The organism is Sphingomonas desiccabilis (genome assembly GCF_004135605.1).
GTDB lineage: Bacteria > Pseudomonadota > Alphaproteobacteria > Sphingomonadales > Sphingomonadaceae > Sphingomonas > Sphingomonas desiccabilis.
Window position 1 is genome coordinate 300661 of sequence record NZ_SDPT01000003.1, and the last position, 18978, is coordinate 319638.

An 18978-nucleotide genomic window follows, 5' to 3' on the forward strand; every position below is an offset into this window, starting at 1 on the left:
CGTTCCAGAGGAAATCGCCGATGGAGCATGGCGATGACTGTGGCCGTCGACTTTGCCCCTGATCCGCAGGACCAGCGCGTGCTGCGGTTCACCGGGGAACTCACCCTCGCGCGGCTCGGGAGTCTTTCCGATCGCCTGGATCAATATGACGGTGCGGTCGACCGGATCGATCTTTCGGGGGTGCAGCGGATCGACACGGTCGGCGCGTGGGTCGTGCATCGCTTCGCCGCGACCCGCGACGCGAAGATCGAGGGGCTCGACGAGGACGGCCGGCACCTGATCGGCCAGGTTGCCGACGCGGACCAACCCGTTGTGCAGAAGGCGAAGCCGCTGCCGCCGGTGATGCGGGTGCTGGACGAACTCGGCACGGCAACGGTGCTGTCGTTCCGCACTCTGCTGGGGCTGCTGGGCTTCCTGGGCGCGACGGTGATCGCGGCCGGCAACGTGATTCGCCACCCGCGCCGCTTCCGGTTCAACGCGACGGTGCAGCGGTTCGAGGTGGTCGGCGTGTCGGCGCTGCCGATCGTCGGCCTGATGAGCTTCCTGATCGGCATCGTGATCGCGCAGCAAGGTGCGGTCCAGCTGCGGCAGTTCGGTGCGGAGGTGTTCACGATCAACCTGATCGGCCGCATCACCCTGCGCGAACTGGGCGTGCTGATGACGGCGATCATGGTCGCCGGCCGTTCGGGTTCCGCGTTCGCGGCGCAGCTCGGCACGATGAAGCTGACGGAAGAGATCGATGCGATGCGCACCATCGGCGTCTCGCCGATGGAGGCGCTGGTGCTGCCGCGCACCCTGGCGGCCGTGCTGATGATGCCATTGCTCGGCTTCTACGCGTCGATGATCGCGATCATCGGCGGCGGCCTCCTGTGCTGGGCGACGCTCGACATCCCGCCGGTCACCTACATCCAGCGGCTGCGCGAGGTGGTGCCGATCACCGACCTCTACGTCGGCATGATCAAGGCGCCGGTGTTCGGACTGATCATCGCGATCTCCGGCTGTTTCCAGGGGATGCAGGTGGAGAGCGACGCCGAGCAGGTCGGTCTGCGCACCACCTCCGCGGTGGTGCAGGCGATCTTCCTGGTGATCGTGCTCGACGCCTTCTTCGCGGTGTTCTTCGAACGGATCGGCTGGATATGACGACCCACGAGGACATCCTGATCCGCGTCCGCGGCCTCAAGAACACCTTCGGCGAGCAGATCGTGCACGAGGGGCTGGACCTGGACGTCCGCCGCGGCGAGATCCTGGGCGTCGTCGGGGGATCGGGTACCGGCAAGTCGGTTCTGATGCGCTCGATCATCGGCCTCCAGGCTCCCGCAGAGGGCGAAATCTCCGTCTTCGGCGAGTCGACGCTCAATCGCGAGGAGACCGAGGCCGTCGAAATCCGCAAGCGCTGGGGCGTGCTGTTCCAGGGCGGGGCCCTCTTCTCCACGCTGACGGTGGGCGAGAATGTGCAGGTCCCGCTGCGCGAATTCTACCCGGGGCTGAGCGAGACGCTGCTGGAGCAGATCGCCACCTACAAGGTGGTCATGACCGGCCTGCCGGCGGATGCAGCGCCCAAATATCCGGCGGAGCTTTCCGGCGGCATGCGCAAGCGCGCAGGCCTCGCCCGGGCGCTTGCGCTCGACCCCGACCTGCTGTTCCTCGACGAGCCCACCGCCGGGCTCGACCCGATCGGCGCGGCGGCCTTCGACGAACTCACCCGGTCGCTCCAGCGCACGCTCGGGCTCACCGTGTTCCTGATCACCCACGATCTCGATTCGCTCTACGCGATCTGCGATCGCGTCGCCGTGTTGGCGGACAAGAAGGTGATCGCCGTCGGCACGATCGACGAACTCCTCGCGTTGGATCACCCGTGGATCCAGGAATATTTCAAAGGACCCCGCGGACGTGCCGCGGTGGCCAGCGCCAGCAGCGCCGAAGCGCGCCAGGCACAGGGGGCTTGAGAGGCTGATGGAAACCCGATCGAACCATGTCTTGGTCGGCGCGGTGGTGCTGATCCTGCTTGCGGTGCTGGCGATCTTCACCGTGTGGCTGGCGCGCGTGAACGGCACCAACGAGCTCGAGTACGACATCTTCTTCAAACAGGCCGTCGACGGCATCAACAAGGGCTCGCCCGTGGCCTTCTCCGGCGTGCCGTCCGGCCAGGTGAAGGAGATCGCCCTGTTCAAGCCCGATCCGTCGCTGGTGCGGGTGCGCATCAGCGTGAACGAGGGCGTTCCGATCCTGGAGGGCACCACCGCCACCATCCAGGGCGTGGGCTTCACCGGCGTCAGCCAGATCGCGCTCGACGGCGCGGTGAAGGGCGCTCCGCCGATCGCATGCCCCGAAGTGCATCCGGAAACCTCCTGCCCCATGGGCGTGCCGGTGATCCCGACTCGTCCGGGTGGGCTGGGCGCGATCCTGAGCTCCGCGCCGCGGCTGCTGGAGCGGCTGACCTCGTTGACCGAGCGGCTGACCGAGCTCTTGTCGGATCGCAACCAGAACTCGATCGCCGCGATCCTCGACAACACCAATCGCCTGACCGACGCGCTCGCCGATCGCGGGCCGGAGATCGCCGCCACGCTCGCCGAGACGCGGATCGCCATCCAGCGCGCGGGCATCGCCGCCGAGCAGATCGGCCAGCTCGCGGAAACCAGCAACGGCGTGCTCGCCAACGACGTGCGCCCGACCATCCAGAACCTGAACCGCACGATCGAATCGGCGCAGCGCAGCGCCGACACGCTGAACGCGGCGATCGGCGATGCCCGCCCCGGCCTGCAGACCTTCTCCAAGCGGACCATCCCGGAGGTTGGCCAGCTGGTCTCCGACCTGCGCCAGATGACCACGGCGCTCGCCGCAGTGGCGGAGCGGGTGGACCAGGGCGGGGCCAGCTCGATCATCGGCCGCCAGAAGCTGCCCGACTACGAAGGCAAGTGAGGGAATCCATGAAGAAGCTCGCCATTCTCGCGCTGCTGCCGCTGTCCGCCTGCATCCGGCTGGGTGCGGAGCCGCCGCCCTCGCTGCTCACTCTAACGCCCTCGCAGGCGGTGCCGGTGGGCACTGCGCAGAATTCCGGCGCGGCCAAGTCGATCCTGATCGCCGTGCCGAGCGTGCCGCAGGAGCTGGCGGTGACGCGGGTCCCGGTGCGCTCGACCGACACCTCCCTTGCCTATGTGAAGGATGCGCAGTGGGTCGAGCAGCCGGGGCGCCTGTTCGCGCGGCTCCTGAGCGACACGGTGACGACGCGTACCGGGCGCGTGGTCCTCAGCCTGCGGCAGGCGAGCGTCGATCCGAGTTCGCAGCTGTCGGGCGAACTCCGGTCATTCGGCATGGATGCGACCACCAACGAGGCGGTCGTGACCTTCGACGCGGCCCTGATCCGGGTCGGTCGACCCGAGGCGGTCGAGAAGCGCCGCTTCGAGGCGCGCGTGCCGGTGACGGCCATCAACGCCCAGACGGTTGCCCCTGCGATCAACCAGGCAGCCAACCAGGTGGCGGTCGAGGTCGCGGACTGGATCGGCCGCTGAAGTCCGGCCTGCGCAGCCGCCACTCCCGCATCCCGCGCGCCGGCGCAGGCTAGCGCGGTGGCCGCTCAGGACCGGCGGCGGACCTGCGGCGGCACGTTGCAGACATCGGCGCCCCCGGCCGGAACCGTGAAGAACGGCGGCTGGCGGTTTTCGCGCTCGTGCACATAGGCGGCAAAGCGCGGGTTGTCGGTGGCCCGATAGTCGAAGTGCGGGCGTTGCGCCGCCGGCATGTCGCTCGCCAACCGGACGGAGAGGATCGGCGTCCGCTCCCCTTCCGTCTTGTAGAAGCCGAGATCCCCGGTGCCGCGCGGCAGCGCCGACAGATGCTCGATCCCCTCGATCACGCGTCCTACCAGCGCGATGTTTCGATCGAGATGGCGCGGCCCGTGGCCGATCACGGCGTAGAGCTCGGCCCCGCTACCCGTGCTCGGGGCCATGTCCCGCCCGACGCCGACCATGCCATAGCAGTGCGGCAACCAGGCTTCCGTTCCCTTGTCGAGCCAGCTGCCGCGGGCGACGGGCCAGCCATCGGCGGTGAAGCCGGTCTGGCGGGAATAGGGGTCGGCCCGGGTCAGCTGCGCGGCGACCTCCGGTGCGGACATGCCATATTCGGCGGGCGGGTTGGCGACGACGCCGGCGGGCAGCGGCTTCGTCTCGGTCGCATCGCCCCACTGCGCGACGTAATTGTCGTGCACGCGATAGACGCTGGTCCGGTCCCACCAATGCGTCCGTGCGAGCGTGCGGATGTTGGCGACGTGGACGGGGGCCGCAGCGGGCGCGAGCCGGATCACGACCCGCCGGTCTCCGGACAGCGTCATCACCAGCAGGTCGTCGTCCGGGATCGGCCGCCAGTCCGCAGCGATCGGCGTGGCGGCAGTCTGTGGCACGGGAGCCGCGGACTGGCCGGTTGCGGGCTCGACAGCGGTTGTGCCGAGCAGGGCGAGCGAGAGAAGAGCGGTCAGCATCACGCCGCAGCGTGCCACGCGCCTGCGGCTGCTGGCAACCGCACGCGCATCAGCCTTGCGCCCCGGCCCAACGCGCGGTACGGGCCGCCTTCCAGAGCATGCGGAGCGGTGGCCGAGTGGTCGAAGGCGCTCGCCTGGAAAGTGAGTATACGGCAAAACCGTATCGAGGGTTCGAATCCCTCCCGCTCCGCCACTTCGACCCTTTGTCGCACGATCGCGAGCCTGGCCCCAAGAGGGGGACGGATCTGTTCCTGACATCGGCGACGTCTTCCAGGCTCCTATTTGTCCGCTGTTGCTGCGTAGCGATACAGGGACTGGTTTTCGAAACGATGGTGGGCGGCGCTGCCAGGAACCGGGTGAGGCGTCCCGTCGGCCATTGGAGTGCTTCACGCATTTCGTTACGATCGGCTGGGATGGTGCTACACCGCACGCACCGATTGGAGGCGTCCTTGAAGCTGCTCCCCACCCGTATGCGTGTCTTGGCAGTGCCGGCAATCGCCGCCTTGACGATCGGGGCCGCCGACGACGCCGGCCCCGCGATCCGGCTGAACCAGATCGGCTTCCTGCCGGAGACGGCGAAGCGGGCGGTGGTTCCGAGCGACTCCACCGTGCCGCTCCGATGGCGGGTGCTCGACGAGCATGGCAAAACCGCCGCCGAAGGCCGGACGACGGTGGTGGGGGCGGACCCGGCATCGGGCGACAACGTCCATCTCGTCAGCTTCGATCGGGTGACGAAACCCGGCACCTACCGCATCCGGATCTCCGATCAGACCAGCCGTGCCTTTGCGGTGCGTCCGGGGCTGTACGCGCCGCTCGCGTTTGCCGCGCTCAACTTCTTCTACCAGAACCGGGCCGGGATCCCGATCGAGGCGCGCTATGCCGGCGGGGCGCAGTGGGCGCGGCCGGCCGGGCATCCCAGCGAGACCGCGACCTGTTTCCGTGGCGCGGACGAACGTGGCACCCTCTGGCCGGGCTGCAGTTATACGCTCGACGTGACCGGCGGCTGGTACGACGCGGGGGACCAGGGCAAGTATCTCGTCAACGGCGGCATTTCGCTGTGGACGCTGCAGAACCTCTACGAGCGCCAGGCCGCCAGTGGCCGGTTTACCTTCGCGGACGGGCGCGCCCGCTTGCCGGAGGCCGGCAACGGCATCAACGACCTGCTCGATGAGGCGCGCTGGGAGATGCGGTTCCTGCTGGCCATGCAGATACCGGACGGGGTCCGGACGGAGGTTCCCGTCGGGCCCTTGCCGTCGGACGACCCGCTGACGCTTCGCACCGTCGATGCCGGGGGGATGGCGCACCAGAAGGTCGCCGACCGCAACTGGACCCCGCTGCCGACTCCGCCGCACAAGGACACGGAAGACCGGCTGCTCTACCCGCCGACGACGGGTGCGACGCTCAACCTGGCGGCGACTGCGGCGCAGTGCGCGCGGATCTGGCGCAGCGTGGATCCGGCATTTGCGGTGACCTGCCTCGCGGCCGCCAAGCGCGCCTACCGGGCAGCGGTGCGCAATCCGCAGGTCTATGCGACCAACAGCTTCACCGGCAGCGGCGGCTACGGCGACAATGACCTGTCGGACGAGCTCTACTGGGCGACCGCCGAGCTGTGGGCGACGACGGGCGAGGCCGTGTATGGCGACGCGCTGCGCGCCATGCCCGCCCGGTCCGCGCCGGCCGCGGAGCCCAACTGGGGCAATGTCGCCGCGCTAGGCACGATCACCCTCGCCACCACGCCAGGCATCCCCCAAGCCGAGGCTGCAAGCGCCCGCGCCGCGCTCGTCGCGGCGGCGGACGGCTTCCTGGCCGAGACGGAGCGGTCCGGATACCGCATCCCCTATGCGACGCTCGACTATCCGTGGGGGTCCAACTCCTCGATCCTGAACCGGGCGATGATGCTCGGCGTCGCGCATGGCCTGACCGGAGACGCGCGCTATCGCGCCGGCGTGGTCGACGCGATGGATTACCTGCTGGGCCGCAACCCGCTGGACCAGAGCTACGTCTCCGGGTTCGGGGCACGGCCTCTCATGAACCCGCACCACCGTTTCTGGGCGCACCAGCTGGATCCGTCGCTGCCAGGGCCGCCGCCCGGCGTCGTCTCCGGCGGGCCGAATTCGACTTCGATGAGCGATCCGGTCGCGATGACGATGAAGGGGAAATGCGCGCCCCAACGCTGCTGGAAGGACGAGATCACGGCCTATGCGCTGAACGAGGTCGCGATCAACTGGAACGCGCCGTTGCTGTGGGTGGCAGCCTATCTGGACGGCGGCGCCTGAAGGCGATCCTGCCACGGATCGTTCGTAGCGGAGGAACGCCATGGGGTTGATGCCGACGAGACGAGAGGCGGTCGGATTGCTTGCTGCCGTGGCGCTCTGCCCACGTGAGGCCGGCGCAGCGCCGCCGCGCAGCCTCGATGCGATTGCGCGCAACAAGGGCATGCGCTTCGGTTCGGCGGTGTCGGCCAATCCCCGAACAGGCTCGTTCACCAACCCCAACTATGCGACCCTGCTCCGCACCGACTGCGGGTTGCTCGTGGCCGAGAACGAGATGAAGTGGCAGCATGTCGGGCCGGCCCCCGGGCGGTTCGACTTTGCCGCGTTCGATCGCATGCTCGCCTGGTCCGAGCAGAACGGGATGGCGATGCGCGGGCACAATCTCCTGTGGCAGCGCCGCAAGTGGATGCCCGCCTGGGTGGAGGGGCATGACTTCGGCGGGCGTCCCGCCACCGAGGCGGCGCGGCTGCTTGTCGAGCATGTCGAGGCGGTGACGCGCCGCTACGGCACGCGTATCCAGAGCTATGACGTCGTCAACGAGGCGGTGACGCCGGAGACCGGCGCGCTGGAGGAAACCGCACTCAGCCGGGCGATGGGCGGCACCGAAGCCACGATCGACCTCGCGTTCCGGACCGCGCGTGCATCCGCGCCGCATGCCGAGCTCGTCTACAACGACTATATGAGCTGGGAGCCGGGCAACGCCACGCATCGCGCCGGTATGCTCCGCTTGCTCGAAGGCTTCCGCCGACGGGGCACGCCGGTCGACGCGCTCGGCCTCCAGTCGCACCTCGTCACTTCGGGCCCCGACACGCACAAGAGCGTTCTGGCCCAGCAGGACGCGTGGCGCCGTTTTCTCGATGCGGTGACGGCGATGGGCTTTCGCCTGCTCATCACCGAGCTGGACGTGCGGGACAACGGCCTGCCTGCCGAAGCAGAGGCCCGCGACCGGGGCGTGGCGGACTATGCCCGGGCCTATCTCGACGTCACCCTTTCCTATCCGCGGCTGCGGGACGTGGTCGCCTGGGGAATGACGGATCGCTTCAGCTGGATCGAAGGCTTCGAGCCCAGGCCCGACAAGGCTCCGCGCCGCCCGTGCCCGTATGACTCCCGATGTCGTGCGAAGCCGCTCCGCGATGCGATTGCGGCAGCGCTGGCCGGCGCCCCGCAACGCACGGCGTGAGTGCCGGCGGATCAGCGGTAAACCACGCAGCCCGGGTGTCGGGAGACTTCAGCAAAGGCGGACAAGGAAAAGGGAGGCGGCGCCGCGGCACCGCCTCCCTTCCCGTGCCGAAGACCGGCCTCAGAAATTGGCGCGCAGGATAATCGAGTAGCGCCGATCGTTCGTGAAATAGGACCGAGGCGCGAGGTCGTTCGAGCCCGACTTGTACGCCTGGAGGAGTTTCGTCGTCGTGTTCGTGAGGTTCACCCCCTGCACGCCGATCTTTACCCACTTATTCACGTTGATGAACGCCGAGGCGTCGAGCTGGCCGGTCTCGTCGTTGAAGATCGACGTGTAGGGGAAGATCACGTCCGCAGCCGTCAGCAGGAATCGCGACCGCCAATTGTATGCGGCGCGAAGGGAGATCGGCCCCTTCTCGTAAAACACCGTCGCGTTGACGTTGTGCCTGGAAAGCCCCTCGAGCGGCAGGTTCCCCTTTTCCACGGTAGAGTCGGACGATGGCGTTCCCCCGTTCAGGAAGGAGTTCGGAAGTCCGGAGCTGTCGATGAAGGTGTAGTTGCCGTTGAAGCCCAATCCGCTGAGCGGCCCCGGCAGGAAGTCGAAGGTCTGCTGATACGCGACTTCGAAGCCCTTGATCTTGCCCTTGCCGTCATAGTTCTCCGGCCCGCGAGCCTGGATGTTCTGCGTGATGCCGTTGTTGGTGACGGAGCGGTTGACGAGCGACTGGTAGAAGAAGCCGTCCACGGTCTTGTAGAAGGCGTCGAACGACAGCTGCCCGACCCGGCCGAAATACCATTCCAGCGTGACGTCGAACTGCCATGCCGTTGCCGGCTTCAGATACGGATTGCCCGCGTTGATGGTGACCGTGCCGGAGCCAGGTTCCAACGCATAGGTGACATAGGGCCGGATGTTGGCGAAATCCGGACGGGTCAGCACCTTCGACCCGGCAAGGCGCAGGATCAGGTCGTTGGTCAGCCCGAACTTCAGGTTCGCGCTCGGCAGGAAGTAGCTGTAGCTGTTCTTGAACGAGGCGGGCACCGCGGCATAGCCCTCGACCGCGAACTCGCGCAGCCGCTCATATTCCACGGCGCCGAGGTTGCAGACGCCGCCCGGCTGGACCGTTTCCGTCGTGCCGTCCGGCAAGGTCCGGATCGTCGCCACGCAGCGGGTGGAATAGGGATCGACGACGCCCAGTTCCGTCCGGTTCGGGACCGCGGTGGCCGAACGCGAAAAGACGTCCGTGTGGACATACCGGAGCCCGACGTTGCCCGACATTCGCACATTTCCGAAGATCGGATCGTTGTTGCCGAACTGCACCATGGCGTAGGCGGCGGAGTCTTCCTGGCGGACGTTCGACACCTCCGACGGCAGGAAGTCGGAGCCTGGGATGGCGCCGACGCGCTGACCTGCACCCAGAAAGCGGTTGCTCGCCGTCGCGCCATTCGTCTCGCGCCAGATGTCGTTCTGCGCCTGGAAGAAGGACACCGCGTCGGAGTAGCCCTTGATCAGGTCTCCGTTGTAGTAATAGGCGTTGGGCGGAGCGGACGTCTTGCCGCGGAAGAAGTTGTCGAAGCTGTAGAGCGACGACCGGCTGGTATCGCCCTGGTTGAAGGTCACGGGAGCGCCCGACCAGACTTCGCTGATCGCGCCCCAGTTGTAGGCGGTGTACCGTACGTCCTGAGAGCGTTCGGCATAGCGTGCACCGAACTTGATGCGCTGCAGGAACTCGCCATCGTCGAACTTGTAGGCGAAGTCGCCCTTGATCTGATATTCGTCGCCCTTGCTGTGCTCGATGTGGTCCATCGCCGCGCGCCAGAACTGGAAGTCGCGGTTCTGGAAATACTCGGAGTCACTGGCCGCGGCCATGGCCGGGTTCGGCGCCGCCCAGTTCGCCGCCAGCGTCAGCGGCTTGTGCGGGATCACGACCGGGATCTTGCCCGTCAGGTCCAGCTCTTCGTCGGCAAAGGTCGAGCCGAACACGCTCAGGTCGGTGACGTCGTGCTTGGCGTAGGTATAGTCGACGTCGAGGCCGATCGACCAGTGATCGTCGGGGTTGATCTTGAGGTTGATGCCGACGTCCTTGATCAGGTTCTCGTCATAGACCTGGCGGCGGGAAAGCGACTGCTGCATGCCGCCGGTCGGCACCGTCGTCGTCGCGGAGCCGCTGGAGGCCGTGCGCCAGCCTGAGCCCGGCAGGGTGATGAACCCGCTCTGGAACAGGCCGTTGCTGTCGTACACGTAGTTGGGGAAGGCATTGCCGGCCGGGTTATAGCCATTGCCGCGCTGGTTCTCACCGAAGACGAACTCGCCCGAGCCGTTGAGCTGGCACTCCGCACGCGTGGTCGTGTTGCCCGCTCCGTTGAGCGGGCCGTTGCCGTTCTGCTGACAGCCTGCGGGATAGGTGTTGTACTCCGACAGGTCGGGCGCCGTCTCGAACGTGTGCTCGCCCCAGGCATTGCTGGAATGGGTGCGCATGAACTGGGCGGTCAGGACCGTACGCCGGTCGGTGCTCTCCCACTGCACGGCGAGTGCCTGGCCGTCGCGCTTGCGGTCGTAGTCCTGGCTTCGGAACTGTCCGCCGATCGGCGCATAGGCCAGGCTCATCGGGTCGGCGAAGCCATCTGCGCCGGCGCTCCCGCTGGCGCCGCAGACGTTGGCCGGATTGGGGAAGGAGGCACCCCCGACGCCGGTGACGGTGCCCGGCAGCAGCGTGGTGCTGTCGGTGTTCCCCGGAAGCTGGTTGCGGCAGGTGACGGTGGTGTTGGTGCCCGTGCCGGTCGCGGCCTGGACGCCGTCGCGCGTCTGGAAATTGGTGACCTGGATACCGTCGGCGCGGCTCTTGATCCGCGAATAGGAACCGTTGGCAAGGATGCCGATGGTGCCGATCCCGGTTTCCCAGGTGTTGCTGATCAGCAGCGAGCCGGTCGGCGACCACTTCTTCGCGAAGTCGCCATAGTTCGCCTCGACGCCGCCACCGATATGGAAGCCCTTGTTGTCGAAGGGCTTGCGGGTGTTGAGGTTGACCGTACCGGCAAGGCCGCCCTCGATCAGGTCGGCAGTCGCGTTCTTGTAGACCTCGACCGAGCCGAGCAGTTCGGAGGGCACGTCGGCGAAGTTGATCGCCTGGCCGCCGATGCCGGCCGAGAAGGTGTCGCGGCCGTTGAATTCGGACCGCACGAAATTGAGGCCGCGCACGTTGACCCCCGAGCCCTCGACCGAGAAATGGTCGGGGTCGTTGTTGCCCGCGAAGCGGTTGATCGAGACGCCGGGCACGCGCTGCAGCGCTTCCGTCACCGAGCGATCCGGCAGCGCGCCGATGTCCTGCGACGTGATCGCATCCACGACGGTGTCGGAGTTGCGCTTGATGTTCTGCGCGTTGGCAAGGCTCTGGCGAATGCCGGTGACGACGACCTCTTCTGCGCTTCCCGCGTCATCGGGCAGGCTGTCGACGGCATCTTGTGGTGCGGCCTGGTCCGCGCCGGGGCCGCTGGTGGCGGTGGTCGCGCCAGCCGTGTTCTGGCCGCTCGCCGCGCCCGTCTGCGCATGCGCAGGTGCACCCAGCGCAAACATGCACATTGCCGACGCGGAAACGCCGAATCGGAACGCCTTCTTACGGGCGCTGGTCTTCAGACGTGCGTCTTCGGTCACATCGATGAGCATAGTCCCCCTCCCATGTACGTCGACGTCGTGTCGCAGTCATACTGCGCCGCATCGTTCGACAGGGAGGCTACGACTGGGATTTCTCCCTCGCAAGAGAAATGTTCGCGCTAACTTTATTTCGGATGATGTTGCTTTATAGTCACTTATAGCGCTGGCGAACGCTCCGGCGACTGATAAGAGCGGGGTGAAGCTTCGCCGCAGAGCGATGTGCAAGAAGACGGGCAGGAGGGGGCATGGCCGGGCCGGATCGGCAGCGTGTCGTGGTGGTGGGAGGCGGCACTTCGGGCTGGATGACCGCGGCCGCCCTGGTGAAGCTGCTGCCCGATCGCTGCCATGTGCACCTCGTCGAATCGGAAGCGATCGGGATCATCGGGGTCGGCGAGGCGACCCTGCCGCACATCCGCGCCTTCAACGAGCGCCTGGGCATCGTCGAAGCCGAGTTCATGGCCACCACCCGCGCCACGTTCAAGCTCGGCATCGAGTTCCGCAACTGGGCACGGATCGACGACAGCTATATCCACCCGTTCGGCACGTTCGGTCGCGGCGCCGGGGACGTCCAGTTCCATCACTACTATGCCCGGCTCCTGCACGCGGGCGTCCAGCTTCCTCCGATCGAGGCTTTCTCGATGGCGTGCACGCTTGCGCGGGCGAACCGCTTTGCGCCGCCGTCCCCCGACCCGCGCCAGATCGCTTCCACCTTCGGCTACGCCTATCAGTTCGATGCGGTCGCGTTCGCCCCCTACCTCCGCCACCTCGCCGAGGGGCTCGGGGCGGAGCGCACCGAGGGCAGGATCGTCCATGTCGAGCGCAACGGCGAGACCGGCGATGTCACCGCGGTGCTGCTGGAGGGCGGCAGGCGGATCGAAGGCGACCTGTTCGTGGACTGTTCGGGCTTTGCGTCGCTGTTGCTCGGCAAGGCGCTCGAAGAGCCGTTCCAGGACTGGTCGCGCTGGCTGCCCGCAGACCGAGCGGTGGCGCTTCCGTGCCGTACCGTCACCGAAGTCACTCCCTATACCAGTGCCGTCGCCATGCCTGCGGGCTGGCGCTGGCGCATCCCGCTCCAGCACCGCACGGGGAACGGCTATGTCTTTTCGAGTGCGTTCCTGTCGGACGAGCACGCCGCCGACGCGTTGACGGCGGCGGTGGAAGGCGTGCCGATGGCGAGCCCGCGCGTCCTTCGCTTCACGGCCGGGCGGCGCGAACGGAGCTGGGCGCACAACGTCGTGGCGATCGGGCTGTCGGGCGGGTTCCTGGAGCCGCTGGAATCCACCAGCATCTACCTGGTCCAGCAGGCGATCACGGCGCTGGTGGAGCTGTTCCCGGAGCGTCGCATCTCGGCGGTCGACCGCGACGAGTTCAACCGCATCGTCGACATGGAATATGATCGGGTCCGCGATTTCCTGATCCTGCACTACCACGCCACGGAACGGAACGACTCCGAGTTCTGGAACTACGTGCGGACCATGACCGTCCCGGACAGCCTGGCCGAGAAGATGGCGCTGTTCCGGCGCCGCGGCCGGATCGTGAAATATCGCGAAGGGGCGTTTTTGGATGCGAGCTGGGTGTCGGTCTACCTCGGTCAGCGCGTGACGCCCGCCGGCTTCGATCCGCGCGCGGCAGGGCCGACGCTCGAGAGCCTGGTCGCGGGCATGAAGCAGATGCGGGCGGAGATCCAGGCAGCGGCGTCCGCTATGCCCGACCACCTTTCCTATCTCGGGCGCTACTGCCCGATGGCGGCTGCCGCGTGACGATGCTCGACGAGCCGGTGCGCAAGGTCGCGGTGGTCGGCGGCGGCATCGTCGGCTGGTCCGCCGCGGTCGCGTTGAAGCGGCGCGTGCCGGGACTGTCGGTGACGATCGTTCCGGTCGCGCCCCCCGACAACGCCCTGGCGGACCGGATGCCGCAGACGCTTCCTTCGGCGATCGGGTTCCACGACGACGTCGGGCTACGCGAGGAAGACGCGGTGTTGCGCACCGGTGGCGGCTGGCGACTGGGAACGCTGTTCGAGGACTGGGTGCAGGGGCAGCCGGCCTATGTCCACGCCTATGGGAGCTATGGGCAGCCGTTCGGCACCGCGTCCTTCCACCATCATTGGACGCGCGCCGCCCAAGCCGGGTCGGCGGCGCCTTATGACTCGCATTCGCCGGCGGCGATGCTCGCCCGCGCCGGGCGCATGCTCCCGCCGGATCCGGAGCCGGGATCACCGTTCGCGGACATCCAGGCAGGGCTCGTGCTCGATATCGGACGCTACCGCGCCATGCTCGAAGCCTTCGCGCGCCACCTGGGTGTCGGCGTGCGGGAGGGCGCGGTCGCGGAGGTGCAGCTTCGCGGCGGCGACGGCTTCATCGAGCGCGTGGCGCTTGCGGATGGCGGATCGGTCGAAGCGGAGCTGTTCGTCGATGCCTCGGGGCCTGGGGGCGTCGTTCGCGGCGCGATCGAAGCCGCGTGGGAGGACTGGCGTCCGTGGCTTCCCTGTGATCGCCTGACGCACGCGTCGGCGGCGGCGACGGCCCCGACGACGCTGGATCATGTCATGGCGCTTCCTGCCGGCTGGCGCTGGCAAAGCTCGCTGCCGGGCGCGACCTTGCACGGGCTCTGCTACGCCAGCGACTTCCTGAGCGACGAGGACGCGAGCCGGTTGCTCGCCGAGGCAAGCGGAGTCGAGGCCCTGCCGGTGATCGGGTTCCACCAGGGCACGCGTCCCGAACCCTGGGCGCGCAATTGCGTGGCGATCGGGGACGCGGCCGTGGTCATCGAGCCGCTCGAATGGACCAACCTCCATCTCGCCCACAGCGCGATCGACCGGATCGTATCGGCGATGCCGGGCAGGGCCTGCCATCCGCTCGAGATCGCCGACTACAACCGCCAGGCCGTTGCCGAGGGTACGCGCGTCCGCGACTTCGTCCTCTGCCATTATGCGACTGCGCGGCGGCCCGAGCCCTTCTGGCAGCCTCACGCCGCGCTTCCCGAAAGCCTCGCGCGCACCCTTCGCCTGTTCGCCGAACGCGGGCGGCTGCCCTTTTTCGAGGAGGAGACCTTTGCGCGCGACAGCTGGCTCGCGATCCTGCTCGGCCAAGGCCTGATACCGCGCCGGATCGATCCGCTGATCGGCACCACGCCGCCCCAGCAGTCGGATGCGGCCATGGCCGGGTACCGGGCCGCGATCACGCGCGCGCTGCTCCAATTCCCCACCGCCGCGCAGCACCATGCGGCGCAACACGCACGGATTACCCGATGAACGAACACACGATCCGCAATGTCGTCATCGTCGGCGGCGGCACCGCCGGCTGGATGGCCGCCGCGGCGTTCTCGCGCTTCCTCAACAATGGCGTGACCCGCATCACGCTGGTCGAGTCCGAGGAGATCGGCACGGTCGGGGTGGGAGAGGCGACCATTCCGCCGCTCCTCACCTTCAATCGCATGCTGGGGATCAACGAGAACGACTTCATTCGCGAGACCGGCGGCACCTACAAGCTGGGGATCGAGTTCGACGGCTGGGGCGAAATCGGCGAGCGCTACTTCCACCCCTTCGGCTCGCACGGACACGATCTGGGCGGGGTGCATTTCCACCAACTCTACCTGCGCGAGCGCAAGCGCCGGGTGATGCAGGATATCTCTGCCTGGTCGATGAGCGCGGTCGCCGCGCAGGCTGGAAAGTTCGCGCGCCCGGCCGAAGGTGCGCAGTCGGCGGTGAAGGAGCTGCTCTACGCATTCCACTTCGACGCCAGCCTCTATGCGCGCTTCCTGCGGCGCTATGCCGAGGCCGGCGGTGTGCAGCGGATCGAGGGCAAGATCGCCGAGGTGGCGGTGCGGCCCGACGACGGTCATGTCGCCGCCCTGAAGCTGGACAACGGCCAGACGGTGGACGGCGATCTGTTCATCGACTGCTCGGGCTTCCGCGGCCTCCTGATCGAGGAAGCGCTTGAGACCGGCTATGAGGACTGGAGTCGGTGGCTGCCGTGCGACCGCGCCGTCGCGGTGCCCAGCCGCTACGCGGGCGACCCCGACCCCTTCACCCGCGCCACCGCGCGCGGCGCCGGCTGGCAATGGCGAATCCCCTTGCAGCAGCGGATGGGCAACGGGCTGGTCTATTGCAGCGACTTCATGACCGCAGAAGCGGCGGAACGCGAACTCCTCGCCAACCTGGAAGGCGAGCCCCTCGCCGAGCCGCGCCACCTCTCGTTCGTGACCGGTCGTCGCAAGCTCGGCTGGAACCGCAACGTCGTCGCGCTGGGGCTGTCGTCGGGCTTCGTAGAGCCGCTGGAATCGACGTCCATCCATCTGGTCCAGTCCGGCATCGCCAAGCTGATCGCGCTGTTCCCGGACCGCCGCTTCAATCCCGTCGAGCGGGACGAGTACAACCGCCAGATGCGCGACCTCTACGAAGACGTCCGCGACTTCGTGATCCTCCACTACAAGGCGACCAGGCGGCGCGACACGCCGTTCTGGGACCGGTGCCGCACGATGGACGTGCCCGAGACCTTGCAGCGCAAGATCGACCTGTTCCGCGCCAAGGGGCGGATCTTCCGCGAGGCAGCCGAGCTGTTCGCGACCACCAGCTGGGTCGCGGTCTGCCTGGGCCAGCACATCGTGCCGGAGGAGCACGAGCCTGCCGCCGATGCCCTCGACGAGGACAAGGTGGCAGGCGCTCTGGAGCAGATGCGGCAGGGGTATCTCCAGGTGGCGGCGCAGCTGCCGACGCATGGGGATTTCCTGCGCCACACCGGCGCCTCGCTCGCGAACGCGCCGGCGCCTCCGCAGCCCGCGGAAGTGCCGGGGGAACCGAGCTTCTCCTTCGCATCCGAGAAGCCCTTCAACTTCTCGGCCAATCCGCTGTGAGGCCGGACCCGATCCGCCGCGTGGTGATCGTCGGCGGCGGCACCGCCGGGTGGATGGCGGCGGCAGCGATCACCCGCGTCCTCGGCGAAATGCCCGGCCTGTCGATCGAGCTGGTCGAATCCGAAGAGATCGGCACCGTCGGGGTCGGCGAGGCGACGATCCCGCAGATCGTGCTGTTCAATAAGATGCTGGGCATCGACGAGGCGGAGTTCGTCCGCGAGACCCGCGCGACCTACAAGTTGGGCATCGAGTTCGTCGACTGGGTCCGCCCGGGCCACCGCTACGTGCACCCGTTCGGCTTCTATGGCCTCGACATGAAGGGGATCGAGTTTCACCATTTCTGGCTGAAGGGGCGAGAACTCGGCGATCCGACGCCGCTCGACGCCTATTCGCTCGGCATCGTCGGCGGTCTGCAGGGCCGTTTCGCCCACCCGCGCCCGGACCAGCCTTCCTCGCCGCTATCCAGGCTCGGCTACGCATTCCAGTTCGACGCGGGTCTCTACGCCCGTTTCCTGCGCCGGCTGGCGGAGGCGAACGGCGCCACGCGGACGGAGGGACGCATCGTCGATGTGGAACGCGATCCGGAGACCGGCCATGTTGCCGCCGTGGTGCTGCAATCGGGCGCGCGGATCGAAGGCGACCTGTTCCTCGACTGCTCCGGCTTCCGCGGGCTGCTGATCGAAGGCGCGATGGCCGCGGGGTTCGAGGACTGGACGCAGTGGCTTCCGTGCGACCGCGCGGTGGCGGTGCCGTGCGCGAACGGCGGCGACCGCCAGCCGCTCACCCGCTCCACCGCGCGCGGTGCCGGGTGGCAGTGGCGGATCCCGCTCCAGCACCGCATCGGCAACGGCTATGTCTATTCGTCCGCCCATCTTTCCGACGAGGAAGCGGCGGCAACGCTGCTTGCCAACCTCGACGGCGTGCCGCTCGCCGATCCGCGGCTGCTGCGCTTCACCGCCGGGCATCGGCGGCGCGCCTGGATCGGCAACGTGGTCGCGCTGGGGCTTGCTGGCGGCTTTCTGGAACCGCTGGAGTCGACCAGCATCCACCTGGTCCAGTCGGCGATCGCGCGGCTGCTCACCTACTGGCCGACCCGCCGGTTCGACCAGCTGGAGATCGACCGCTTCAACGCCGCCCATGTCTGCGATTACCTGGAAATCCGCGACTTCCTGGTGCTGCACTACAAGGCGACCGAGCGCGCCGACACGCCGTTCTGGGACTATTGCCGCACGCTCGAACCGCCGCCGGGGCTTGCCGGCAAGCTCGCCATCTTCGGCGCCAACGGCCGGATCTTCCGGGAGGGCAACGAGCTGTTCACCGAGACGAGTTGGCTCTCGGTGATGGTCGGCCAGGGGGTGGAAGCGGGCGGCTATCATCCGGCCGCCGACCTGCTTTCGGATGCCGAGACGCTGACGCGGCTGCAGCATATCCGCCAGGTCATCGCGGATACGGCCTCGCTCCTGCCGCACCAGGACGAGCTTCTTCGCCAAATGGGTTGCGGCCCCGTGCCGCTTGCCGCCGCGTCATGACCTATCCGCCACTCCCCGAGATCGATGGCATCGATCGCCGCACCTTCGAAGCGGAGGTGCGGCCGGCCGCCCGCCCGGTGGTCCTGCGCGGACTCGGTCGCGACTGGCCGGCGGTGAGGGCGGCGCAGACATCCGCCGACAGCGGCATCGCCTATCTCAAGCGCTTCAGCCATCCGCAGCCCGTGTCCGCGATCCTGGGCGAGCCGGAGATCGGCGGGCACTTTTTCTACACGCCCGATCTGAAGGGGCTGAACTTCGTGCGCGGCCAGAGCCCGCTCGGTCCGTTCCTGGACCGCCTGCTCCGCGATCGCGACCATGCCCGGCCCTATGCCATGGCAGTCCAGTCGGTGCCGCTGCCGCAACTCCTGCCCGGCTTCACGGACGAGAACGCGACCAGCCTGCTGCGGGCCTCCGTCGTTCCGCGCATGTGGCTGGGCAATGCGATCCGCGTCGCCACCCACTACGACCTGATGGAGAATATCGGCGTCGTCGTGATGGGCCGGCGGCGCTTCACCCTGTTTCCGCCCGACCAGATCGCGAACCTGTACATGGGCCCGCTGGAGCTGACCCCGGCGGGAACCCCGATCAGCCTGGTCGATCCCGATGCGCCCGACCTCGAACGCTTCCCGCGCTTTGCCGAAGCCGCCAGGTCGGCCCGGTCTGCCACGCTGGAGGCAGGCGATGCGATCTACATCCCCTTCCACTGGTGGCACGCGGTGGAATCGCTCGATCCGGTCAACGCCTTCGTCAACTATTGGTGGAACCCCGCGCCGGCCGACATGGGCAATCCCTACGACGCGCTGCTCCACGCGCTTGTCGCGATCGGGTCGCTCCCGGAAGGCCAGCGGGAGGTGTATCGAACCGTGTTCGACCACCTCGTCTTCCGCCGCAACGGCGAGCCGGCGGCGCATTTGCCACCGGACGTGCAGGGTGTGCTCGGTCCGCCGGACAGGGGCACTGCCGCACGGATGCGGGCAACGCTGCTGGACAGTTTCTCGCGCTCCTGACCGCCGGCGCGCGCCG

Annotated in this window: 13 protein-coding genes and 1 tRNA gene; 12 read left to right on the forward strand and 2 right to left on the reverse strand. The window is 67.9% G+C overall.

The window, feature by feature from the left end; genetic code table 11:
* The first annotated feature begins 33 nt into the window (after positions 1 to 33).
* The 4 genes from EO081_RS15015 to EO081_RS15030 are packed head-to-tail and all read left to right on the forward strand — an operon-like array spanning position 34 to position 3509.
* Positions 34 to 1140, forward strand: a complete 1107-nt coding sequence (locus tag EO081_RS15015) for an ABC transporter permease (RefSeq protein ID WP_375781670.1) — start codon at positions 34 to 36, stop codon at positions 1138 to 1140.
* Positions 1137 to 1946, forward strand: a complete 810-nt coding sequence (locus tag EO081_RS15020; protein WP_129343033.1) for an ABC transporter ATP-binding protein — start codon at positions 1137 to 1139, stop codon at positions 1944 to 1946. Before EO081_RS15015 ends, EO081_RS15020 begins: the two co-directional genes overlap by 4 nt.
* A 7-nt stretch (positions 1947 to 1953) precedes the next feature.
* Positions 1954 to 2919, forward strand: a complete 966-nt coding sequence (locus tag EO081_RS15025) for an MlaD family protein (RefSeq protein WP_129343035.1) — start codon at positions 1954 to 1956, stop codon at positions 2917 to 2919.
* Between the two features lie 8 nt (positions 2920 to 2927).
* Complete coding sequence (locus tag EO081_RS15030; protein ID WP_129343037.1) at positions 2928 to 3509, forward strand: ABC-type transport auxiliary lipoprotein family protein; 582 nt, start codon at positions 2928 to 2930, stop codon at positions 3507 to 3509.
* A 65-nt stretch (positions 3510 to 3574) separates the two neighbouring features.
* Here EO081_RS15030 and EO081_RS15035 read toward each other — a convergent pair whose 3' ends face one another.
* Positions 3575 to 4474 (reverse strand): peptidylprolyl isomerase, encoded by a 900-nt coding sequence (locus tag EO081_RS15035; protein ID WP_129343038.1) that lies wholly within the window; start codon positions 4472 to 4474, stop codon positions 3575 to 3577.
* 102 nt (positions 4475 to 4576) lie between these two features.
* On the opposite strand from EO081_RS15035, the gene EO081_RS15040 reads away from it, so the two are divergent.
* From EO081_RS15040 to EO081_RS15050, 3 genes are all read left to right on the forward strand, one after another.
* Positions 4577 to 4667: transfer RNA gene (locus tag EO081_RS15040), tRNA-Ser, on the forward strand.
* 256 nt (positions 4668 to 4923) lie between these two features.
* Positions 4924 to 6750 (forward strand): glycoside hydrolase family 9 protein, encoded by a 1827-nt coding sequence (locus tag EO081_RS15045; protein ID WP_240697708.1) that lies wholly within the window; start codon positions 4924 to 4926, stop codon positions 6748 to 6750.
* Between the two features lie 49 nt (positions 6751 to 6799).
* The gene (locus tag EO081_RS15050; protein WP_129343040.1) at positions 6800 to 7927 is read left to right on the forward strand and encodes an endo-1,4-beta-xylanase; all 1128 of its coding nucleotides are present in this window, start codon (positions 6800 to 6802) and stop codon (positions 7925 to 7927) included.
* A gap of 120 nt (positions 7928 to 8047) precedes the next feature.
* Here EO081_RS15050 and EO081_RS15055 read toward each other — a convergent pair whose 3' ends face one another.
* Positions 8048 to 11587, reverse strand: coding sequence for a TonB-dependent receptor (locus tag EO081_RS15055; RefSeq protein ID WP_311721260.1), 3540 nt, complete (start codon positions 11585 to 11587; stop codon positions 8048 to 8050).
* Between the two features lie 233 nt (positions 11588 to 11820).
* Between EO081_RS15055 and EO081_RS15060 the strand changes: the two genes are divergently transcribed.
* The 5 genes from EO081_RS15060 to EO081_RS15080 are packed head-to-tail and all read left to right on the forward strand — an operon-like array spanning position 11821 to position 18962.
* Complete coding sequence (locus EO081_RS15060; protein WP_129343041.1) at positions 11821 to 13335, forward strand: tryptophan halogenase family protein; 1515 nt, start codon at positions 11821 to 11823, stop codon at positions 13333 to 13335.
* A gap of 2 nt (positions 13336 to 13337) precedes the next feature.
* Positions 13338 to 14825 carry a tryptophan 7-halogenase gene (locus EO081_RS15065; protein ID WP_240697732.1) on the forward strand — a complete coding sequence of 496 codons (1488 nt, stop codon included), beginning with the start codon at positions 13338 to 13340 and terminating at the stop codon, positions 14823 to 14825.
* Complete coding sequence (locus EO081_RS15070) at positions 14822 to 16426, forward strand: tryptophan halogenase family protein (RefSeq protein WP_129343045.1); 1605 nt, start codon at positions 14822 to 14824, stop codon at positions 16424 to 16426. Before EO081_RS15065 ends, EO081_RS15070 begins: the two co-directional genes overlap by 4 nt.
* Positions 16423 to 17955, forward strand: a complete 1533-nt coding sequence (locus tag EO081_RS15075; protein ID WP_129343047.1) for a tryptophan halogenase family protein — start codon at positions 16423 to 16425, stop codon at positions 17953 to 17955. The genes EO081_RS15070 and EO081_RS15075 overlap by 4 nt, the downstream gene beginning before the upstream one ends.
* Entirely contained in the window at positions 17952 to 18962 is a 1011-nt protein-coding gene (locus EO081_RS15080; RefSeq protein ID WP_129343048.1) for a cupin-like domain-containing protein, read from the forward strand. Before EO081_RS15075 ends, EO081_RS15080 begins: the two co-directional genes overlap by 4 nt.
* Positions 18963 to 18978: the final 16 nt, after the last annotated feature.

Excerpts from the sequence above, each read along its gene's own strand:
- EO081_RS15015 (WP_375781670.1), top strand. The coding sequence starts at position 34 with ATGACTGTGGCCGTCGACTTTGCCCCTGATCCGCAGGACCAGCGCGTG.
- EO081_RS15020 (WP_129343033.1), top strand. The coding sequence starts at position 1,137 with ATGACGACCCACGAGGACATCCTGATCCGCGTCCGCGGCCTCAAGAAC.
- EO081_RS15025 (WP_129343035.1), top strand. The coding sequence starts at position 1,954 with ATGGAAACCCGATCGAACCATGTCTTGGTCGGCGCGGTGGTGCTGATC.
- EO081_RS15030 (WP_129343037.1), top strand. The coding sequence starts at position 2,928 with ATGAAGAAGCTCGCCATTCTCGCGCTGCTGCCGCTGTCCGCCTGCATC.
- EO081_RS15035 (WP_129343038.1), bottom strand. The coding sequence starts at position 4,474 with ATGCTGACCGCTCTTCTCTCGCTCGCCCTGCTCGGCACAACCGCTGTC.
- EO081_RS15050 (WP_129343040.1), top strand. The coding sequence starts at position 6,800 with ATGCCGACGAGACGAGAGGCGGTCGGATTGCTTGCTGCCGTGGCGCTC.
- EO081_RS15055 (WP_311721260.1), bottom strand. The coding sequence starts at position 11,587 with ATGCTCATCGATGTGACCGAAGACGCACGTCTGAAGACCAGCGCCCGT.
- EO081_RS15060 (WP_129343041.1), top strand. The coding sequence starts at position 11,821 with ATGGCCGGGCCGGATCGGCAGCGTGTCGTGGTGGTGGGAGGCGGCACT.
- EO081_RS15065 (WP_240697732.1), top strand. The coding sequence starts at position 13,338 with ATGCTCGACGAGCCGGTGCGCAAGGTCGCGGTGGTCGGCGGCGGCATC.
- EO081_RS15070 (WP_129343045.1), top strand. The coding sequence starts at position 14,822 with ATGAACGAACACACGATCCGCAATGTCGTCATCGTCGGCGGCGGCACC.
- EO081_RS15080 (WP_129343048.1), top strand. The coding sequence starts at position 17,952 with ATGACCTATCCGCCACTCCCCGAGATCGATGGCATCGATCGCCGCACC.